Source organism: Thermoplasmata archaeon (genome assembly GCA_015063285.1).
Lineage (GTDB): Archaea > Thermoplasmatota > Thermoplasmata > Methanomassiliicoccales > Methanomethylophilaceae > Methanoprimaticola.
This window is the reverse complement of the sequence record SUST01000029.1, coordinates 1-7,275: the sequence shown is the minus strand read 5'-3', so window position 1 is coordinate 7,275 and position 7,275 is coordinate 1. Positions and strand designations below refer to the sequence as shown.

The window sequence follows — 7,275 nt, the reverse complement described above, 5'->3', positions numbered from 1 at the left end:
AATGTAATGACCAACTGTTATGTCGATTCAACTATTAGTTCGACAGTTAACGTTGGTAAACATGGGTGGCAAATGCCACCTTTTATGGTTTTAACAAAGGACCAACGCCTCAAAGGGATATGGTCTGAGGAGCTTGCTCTTCCTTGCACCCTCGGATGCCTTCTCGACGATGCATCCTATACGGAGGACCTGTCCGCCCTGGGCCTCGACGGCCTCGGCGGTTTTCCTCAGGAACTGTCCGTCACCGAGGGAATCTGCCATGATCAGGACTTTGTTCCCCTTGGACATATCCTTGACGTCGAAGATTACGGGTCTTTTGAACCTGTCCGCAAGAACTGCGGCGAACATCGATGATGCCTTGTCGAAGACCAAGATGTAGTCGAATACCTCGCGGTCGAACATCCCCATGTACCCCTTCAGAGCCTCTTCGAAAGCCTCTGAGTCGCTGAACAGTGACAGATAGTCCCCTTTCTTCACGATTTCTTCCATCATCCTATCACGCTATGGTCTTGAGGTGCATCTCTGCCATGATCGAATCGACGGTCACGATCTCCGCATTGTCGATCCTGTAGGTCTTTCCGGTGCTGTCCATCATGGAGATATGGTCCTCTTTGATCTTGGATTTGATCACGTTCTTAGCGACGATGTCGCTGTCGTCCTTTCCGTTCAGATATACTGTGAATTCGCACATTGCTCTCAACCCTGGATAGCCTCTATCCTCTTCTTTATCGAATAAATGTCATTGATCGCGTCGCAGTGGGGGAACCCCTCCAGCAGGCAGACGTTCATCCTGTCGGCCTCTATCACGCTGTGGTCGTAGCGGATGCGTACGGCGTCAGCAGCGGGGATCTTGACGAGTTCGGACAGACGGTCGACATCCTCGGCGATCTCCGATTTGTTGATGACCAGGAGATTCATCGAGATCCCCAGATTCTTAGCTAGTGATGCGACCTGCTTCGACACCTCTGCTGACTTGGGTGTGGGTTCGGTCATGATCATGTTACAGTCGAAGTCCTTGGCGAGACCCCTTCCCAGGATCTCGGGTCCTGCCTGTGAGTCGACGAACGCCACGTCGTATGCCTCTGGACAACTGTCCGAATCGACGTAGTTCATCAGGATCTTCACGATGGAGATCGCGGAGCATAGGCATCCGTTCCCCTCCTCGGGGATGGACCCCATTATGACTATGCGGATCCCGTCCTTGTTGACCTTGGAGTAGTTCTCAAGGATGTTCTTGCCGACTGCCATGGCGTTCTCCTCATCCATTTCGTCCAGCTCCTCGTTTATCTTCTCCTTGTTGTCGGTGATCGTCGGGACCTCCTGATACGGTATGCCTAGCGTCATTGCTAAGTTCATACTCGGGTCGGTATCGAAAACCAGCACCTTCTTTCCCTCCTTGGCCATCATGGTAGCCAGGGTCGAAACGGTGGTGGTCTTCCCCACTCCGCCCTTTCCCGTGGAGATTATCTTCAGCATTCAATCCGTCTCCAAAGTGAGGGTGATCTTGTATGAGGTCTCGTCGAACTCGTCGTTGACCTTCTTTGTCTCATCGACGTATCTTGCGATGAACGCATGCAGCCCCTTACCCTTCACAGGATATCTTAGCACTCCTTCGGAATCCGTCTTGTATTCCTCCAGCTCGCTTGCGCCCTCGCGGTAGCATATGACCTTGGTGTTAGGGAGGGGCTTGCCCTCGTAGAAGAGTTTGAGCACGACATCCTCTCCGACCGTGAGCTTCGCCCTGTCAGGGAGCATGTCGAGTACACCGTGCAGCACCTCTCCGGGATTCTTGCCGTCCTTGGATATGATCCTCTTCGCCACCATGCTGTATGCAGCAGAGGTCTTGACAGTGGCGAAATCGCGTTTGACGCCGCGGTGCCATCCGCTGTCATCCGTGACCCATGTGGCGTTGGAATCTATGTAAAGGGTGTAGACATCGGCGCCCACGTCCTCGAATGAGAATTTCCATCCGTGAGGATCCTTGATGATCTCCCTGTAGGGGTCCTTGAGACGGCCTTCGTCCCCATAGAGGACGGGCTGGGCATAATCTGAAGGCATCGGGTTGTCGGGGATCATCTTGTGCCCGTACAATCCGTACACGCAGATCTCATCATCCTCACGGAATACCTTGTCTAACCAAATCTCGTGGCCGTAGGCCTGCCTTGCAAAACTCCTCAGAACCTCAGGGTCGTTCTCAGGATCGCATCCGTATGTCATGAATCCTTGGTAACACGAATTACGATTTAAAGCATACCATATGTTATCTATAATGAAATAGTGTTACTGTCAATGAGGTCCGGAATAATAGTTCTCGCACAGCACGCCAGCTCCGAAGGCGAAAGATCTGTGGCAGAGAGATGTGCGGATTATCTGAGATCCAACGGCAGGAAGAACGTGCATATCGGATACCATTACGGCTCACCTTCATCGGATACGGTCATGGAATCCATGAACAGGGATGGTGTGGACACGTTCGTGATCCTTCCGCTCTCCATCTCTGAAGGAAAGATGACGGTGTGGACCATGCCCAAGAAGCTAGGGCTTCCCGACAACTGCGGTTCCTGGAGGATGATGAACGGGAAGGACATCGCAACAAGATTCGCGACCGCGCTGGGAAAGAACTATGCCTTGGCGGAGGAGCTGATCGCCAGAGAAGGGACGGTCAGACAGGATACCGCTCTCCTCATCCTAGCATACGGCTCCGAAACAAGGGAATCCGAGGATACCGCCAGATTCTATGCGGAGAAACTCGAAGGATGCGGATGGAGGACGGAGATCGCCTTCTGCCGCCACGGAAGGAGCATAAGCGAAGCGATACAATCCGTCAAGGGATCAGGGATCAGCAGAATACGTGTCATCCCCCTGTTCATCGCATTCGACGGCCTGGCCGCCTCCCAATCAAAAGAAGAGCTCGATTCGTCCGGTCTGATCGTCTCCTACTCCAGACCGGTCTCCGACTTAGTATCTTTCTATAAGATACTAGACTCGAAGGTTCCCGACGGATGGTGATGCTGGTTCCAACAGAACAGCCCTTTATGTCCACCCGCAAGGGCAATGGTTAAAAGCAATGGTTTAGTACCCTTTTATAATGAACCAGAATACGAACAAGTACTTCATCGAGCGCCAGGAGGGCTATGAGTCCTCCGCCAGGAGCTATCCACGCAAATTCCCCGTGGCAATCATGAAAGCCAAAGGGTCTTGGGTGGAGGATATTGAGGGCAAACGCTACCTTGACTTCCTGAACGGTGCAGGAACCCTTGCACTGGGCCACAATGATGACGAGGTCAGCAAAGCCATGATCGAGCTGATCCAATCCGGAGCATCCCTCCACATGTTGGACCTTGTCACACCCATGAAGGACGAGTTCGTCCAAGCTCTGTTCTCCATCGTTCCCAAGGAACTTGCAGAAAAAGCGAAGGTGCAGTTCTGTTCCCCGTCCGGATCGGACGCAACGGAAGCTGCGATCAAGCTCTGTAAGACAGCTACAGGAAGGAGCACAGTCATAGCATTCTCAGGCGGATACCACGGGATGAGCCATGGAGCCATGGCGCTGACCGGTAACCTCAATGCGAAGAGCAAGGTCCCCAACATCATGCCCGGTGTCCAATTCATGCCTTACCCGTACTCATACCGCTGTCCGATGGGATTGGGCGGAGAAGCCGGGACCAAGGCCTGCATCAACTATTTCGAGAGACTTCTCAAGGACCCCGAGAGCGGGGTCATCAAACCCGCGGCGGTCATCCTTGAAGCAATCCAGGGAGAGGGCGGAGTCATCCCTGCCCCCGTGGAATTCCTTCAGGCCGTACGCAGAATCACAAAGGAACTTGACATCCCCCTCATCTGCGACGAGATCCAGTGCGGCATGGGACGTTCAGGAAAGGTGTTCGCATTCGAGCACGCAGGCATCGTCCCCGACGTCATCCTCATCTCCAAAGCCGTTGGGGGAGGACAGCCCATGTCGGTGGTCGTCTACGACAAGAGACTCGACGCATGGACCGCCGGTGCCCACGCAGGTACCTTCCGCGGGAACCAGCTTGCAATGGCAGCCGGAAAGATCGTCATCGAAAGGATCAGTCAGCCCGGATTCCTCGATGAGGTCACCCGCAAGGGTAACCGCATGAAGGAGGGACTGCTCAAGCTCCAGAAAGATGTCTCGATCATCGGAGACGTCCGCGGAACCGGACTCATGCTCGGAATCGAGTTCATCAACCCCAACGGACCCAAGGACATCATGGGCACACCCATGCCTGACGGGGAGATCACAGCGCGTGTCCAGCGCATGTGCCTCGAAAATGGGCTGATCATGGAGAAGGGCGGACGTTTCGGCTCTGTCATGAGATGCCTGTGCGCACTGACCATCACGGACGAGGAGATCGACCAGGCATTGGCCATCTTCTCGAAGGTCGTGAAAGAGGTCGATGCGGATGTCATGCACTGACCCTCTCCTGCTCACCGAGACCGAAGAGGTCAGGAAGAGATTCTCTCAGATGATAGACGAGACTCTGAAGGCCATATTCGACTCATATTCCGACAACAGCGCGTTCTCCGGGATCGACCCGTACGAGCTCAGGGAGAAGATCACATCGCTCGGATTCCTTCCCGAGGAAGGGAAGGGTTTCGAGGCCGTTCTCGAACAGACGAAGAAGGAGATACTCCCCCATATGCTGCGCACATGGTCCACGAAGTACATGCCCCATCTTCACTCCCCGGTCCTGACGGAGACCATCTGCTCGGAACTGATCATATCGTGTTTCAACGACAGCTTAGACAGCTGGGATCAGGGACCCGCCGCCACCGAGATGGAGGAGAGCATGGTCCACGGTCTGCTCGGACTGTTCGGATTCGACCCCGAGAAGGGCGACGGATGCTTCACATCCGGAGGTTCCCAATCCAACATATCGGCGATCATCGCGGCACGCGACTGGTATTGCGCCCAGAAGTTTAACTGGGATGTCAAGCTCAACGGGCTTCCCCCGGAATACAACAAGCTCCGCGTCTACACGTCGGAGATATCGCACTTCTCCATGGACAAGGCCAGCCACATCCTGGGAATGGGATACAACGCAGTACGCAAGATCCCTGTGGATTCCACATGCAGGATCGACCTCGCTGCATTCGAGAGGATGCTCGAGGAGGATGTCGCCGCCGGACTCTACCCGTACTGTGCCGTGGCCACATTCGGGAGCACGGACTTCGGTTCGATAGACGATGCCGCAGGCATGAGGAAGCTGTGCGACCGCTACGGGATGCATCTCCATGCGGATGCTGCATACGGTTCCGGACTCATCATGAGTCAAAAATACAGGGGAAGGATAGGATCGATCTCGATGTGCGATTCCATCACCGTGGACTTCCACAAGATGTTCCTGATGCCCATCTCCTGTTCCGCCATCCTCGTGAAGGACAGGGAACTGCTGAAATGCTTCGAGCTCCACGCGGACTATCTGAATCGCGAGGAGGATGAGGAGGACGGATACATCAACCTCGTGGGCAAATCCATGCAGACCACCCGCCGCTTCGACGCCCTGAAGGTGTTCATGGCGTTCCAGACGAGAGGTGCCGACGGGTATGCGGAAATCATAGACAAATCGGTCGGCAATGCGAAGTACATGTTCGATAAGATATCCCGCAACCCCGCGTTCATCGCGCCTGTCGAGCCAAAGCTGTCTTCAGTCGTGTTCGCTCTGGATGCCGGCGATGAGATCAATAAGAAGGTCAGGAGACAGCTCCTAAGCGAAGGGACTGTGATCGGCCAGACCGTCAAGGACGGCCGCGTGATGCTGAAGTTCACACTCCTGAACCCCAATCTTGAGCCGGCCCAGATCGATGAGATAGTCGATAGGATCGAAGCGCTGGGAAGGCAGCTCTCCTGAGGAGACCTCTGTCATCCGATCTTTCAACGGTATCACTTTTCCGGACGCGGTGTATAAATACATTATAATTATCGCGGACGTGATGGAAAGAAACCATGCATTGGCCGTCATTGCGGTGCTGTCCGGAGCCACGCTCTTCGGACTTCTCGGTATCTGCACCCGCTATTTCCAGCAAGAATGCGGACTCTCGGCGTTGGAAACGGTCCTTATCCGTCTGTCGGTCAGCTGTATCGTCCTGTTTCTTCTCATCTCCGTATTCTCGCGCGAATCTCTGAAGATCAAGGCCAAGGACATACCCCTCTTCATTGTGTTCGGACTGTTCAAGATCGCTTCCGACGTCACATTCTTCTATGCTCAGACCACGATAGACCTCTCCATGGCCACCCTGCTGCAGATGACCTCGCCGTTCTATGTGATGATCGTATCCCTGTTCCTATTTAGGGATGCAATCACTTTGAAGAAGGTGTCTGCGATGGTAATGGCGATGATCGGATGCATCCTGGTGACCGGTATCATCTCGGGGAATGAAAACATCAAGATCTCGGGAGTGCTGGGCGCCCTCATGTCCGGGATGTGCTTCGGGATGTTCCTCATAGGTAGCAGACTTGCGCAGAACAGGGGCATCAAACCGGAGGCCAGTCTTTTCTACACCCTTCTGATCGCAGGGCTTATCGCTTTGCCTTTCTCAGATGTCGGTGCTGTCGCAGATGCTGTCTCGTCCGAGACCGGCATCATCGCCGCCATCGCCCTGGGGGTGTTCATGACCATGGTCCCGTTCTTCCTTTACGCCTGGAGCGTGAAGTACATCGAACCTACGCTATCCTCCATCCTGTCCGTGTTCGAGCTGGTCGTCGCCGCTGCGGTAGGCTTCCTAGTTTTCGGAGAGGGGCTAAGCCCTCTCAAGATTGCTGGGATCATACTTGTGATTAGTTCAGTCATCCTGATGAACATCAAGATCCATATTGGATACGCAAAAAGATTCGGAAAATACGTTCCTCCGGGCTTGAAGGGCAGAAGCGACAAGCATCATCACTGATATTGTTTCTCAGGCACAGCATCTGACAGCCTATTGGTATTATTCTGACGTTGTACGATAGATTTATATTTATTATCGTTAGTAATAATATTATCAAATATGATAATTATGTGATATCATGGGCCTTGAAGACATCCTCTCGAACCCGATCAGACTGAGAATAGTCCAGTACCTCCAGATCAATGGAACGGCGACCACAAGACAACTCGCCGATCACATGGATGACGTTCCGGCACCCACAATATACCGCCACGTTAACACCCTGCTCAAGCAAGGGATACTGAAGATAGAGGAGGAGAGGAAGGTCAGGGGCACGACCGAAAGGACCCTGGCCCTCGATGAGGAGGTCTGGGCCTCGAAGATGCC

The 7,275-nt window shown here is 53.8% G+C and carries 9 protein-coding genes; 5 read left to right on the top strand and 4 right to left on the bottom strand.

The genetic code is table 11. From position 1 onward, the window contains the following. Positions 1-90 precede the first annotated feature (90 nt). From E7Z62_08930 to E7Z62_08915, 4 genes are read right to left on the bottom strand one after another with little or no spacing between them, the layout of a single operon-like run. Positions 91-492: a hypothetical protein gene (locus E7Z62_08930; GenBank protein ID MBE6523225.1), complete on the bottom strand. Its 402-nt coding sequence runs from the start codon at positions 490-492 to the stop codon at positions 91-93. 4 nt (positions 493-496) lie between these two features. Next, complete coding sequence (locus E7Z62_08925) at positions 497-691, bottom strand: CooT family nickel-binding protein (GenBank protein MBE6523224.1); 195 nt, start codon at positions 689-691, stop codon at positions 497-499. 5 nt (positions 692-696) lie between these two features. Continuing rightward, positions 697-1,476 (bottom strand): cobalamin biosynthesis protein CobQ, encoded by a 780-nt coding sequence (locus E7Z62_08920; GenBank protein ID MBE6523223.1) that lies wholly within the window; start codon positions 1,474-1,476, stop codon positions 697-699. Further along, positions 1,477-2,217 carry a DUF4198 domain-containing protein gene (locus tag E7Z62_08915; protein ID MBE6523222.1) on the bottom strand — a complete coding sequence of 247 codons (741 nt, stop codon included), beginning with the start codon at positions 2,215-2,217 and terminating at the stop codon, positions 1,477-1,479. Between the two features lie 72 nt (positions 2,218-2,289). On the opposite strand from E7Z62_08915, the gene E7Z62_08910 reads away from it, so the two are divergent. From E7Z62_08910 to E7Z62_08890, 5 genes are all read left to right on the top strand, one after another. Beyond that, the gene (locus tag E7Z62_08910; GenBank protein MBE6523221.1) at positions 2,290-3,009 is read left to right on the top strand and encodes a hypothetical protein; all 720 of its coding nucleotides are present in this window, start codon (positions 2,290-2,292) and stop codon (positions 3,007-3,009) included. A gap of 79 nt (positions 3,010-3,088) precedes the next feature. Beyond that, a complete protein-coding gene (locus E7Z62_08905; protein MBE6523220.1) occupies positions 3,089-4,438 on the top strand; it encodes an aminotransferase class III-fold pyridoxal phosphate-dependent enzyme in 1,350 nt (449 codons plus the stop codon). Continuing rightward, positions 4,419-5,873, top strand: coding sequence for an aspartate aminotransferase family protein (locus tag E7Z62_08900; protein ID MBE6523219.1), 1,455 nt, complete (start codon positions 4,419-4,421; stop codon positions 5,871-5,873). Before E7Z62_08905 ends, E7Z62_08900 begins: the two co-directional genes overlap by 20 nt. Positions 5,874-5,955: 82 nt before the next feature. After that, positions 5,956-6,909 carry a hypothetical protein gene (locus E7Z62_08895; protein MBE6523218.1) on the top strand — a complete coding sequence of 318 codons (954 nt, stop codon included), beginning with the start codon at positions 5,956-5,958 and terminating at the stop codon, positions 6,907-6,909. Between the two features lie 118 nt (positions 6,910-7,027). Then, positions 7,028-7,275: ArsR family transcriptional regulator (locus tag E7Z62_08890; protein ID MBE6523217.1), on the top strand; the 248-nt coding region annotated here is incomplete at its 3' end.

Coding starts and splice junctions, on each gene's coding strand:
- E7Z62_08910 (MBE6523221.1), top strand. CDS start 2,290: ATGAGGTCCGGAATAATAGTTCTCGCACAGCACGCCAGCTCCGAAGGC.
- E7Z62_08905 (MBE6523220.1), top strand. CDS start 3,089: ATGAACCAGAATACGAACAAGTACTTCATCGAGCGCCAGGAGGGCTAT.
- E7Z62_08900 (MBE6523219.1), top strand. CDS start 4,419: ATGCGGATGTCATGCACTGACCCTCTCCTGCTCACCGAGACCGAAGAG.
- E7Z62_08925 (MBE6523224.1), bottom strand. CDS start 691: ATGTGCGAATTCACAGTATATCTGAACGGAAAGGACGACAGCGACATC.
- E7Z62_08895 (MBE6523218.1), top strand. CDS start 5,956: ATGGAAAGAAACCATGCATTGGCCGTCATTGCGGTGCTGTCCGGAGCC.
- E7Z62_08930 (MBE6523225.1), bottom strand. CDS start 492: ATGATGGAAGAAATCGTGAAGAAAGGGGACTATCTGTCACTGTTCAGC.
- E7Z62_08920 (MBE6523223.1), bottom strand. CDS start 1,476: ATGCTGAAGATAATCTCCACGGGAAAGGGCGGAGTGGGGAAGACCACC.
- E7Z62_08915 (MBE6523222.1), bottom strand. CDS start 2,217: ATGACATACGGATGCGATCCTGAGAACGACCCTGAGGTTCTGAGGAGT.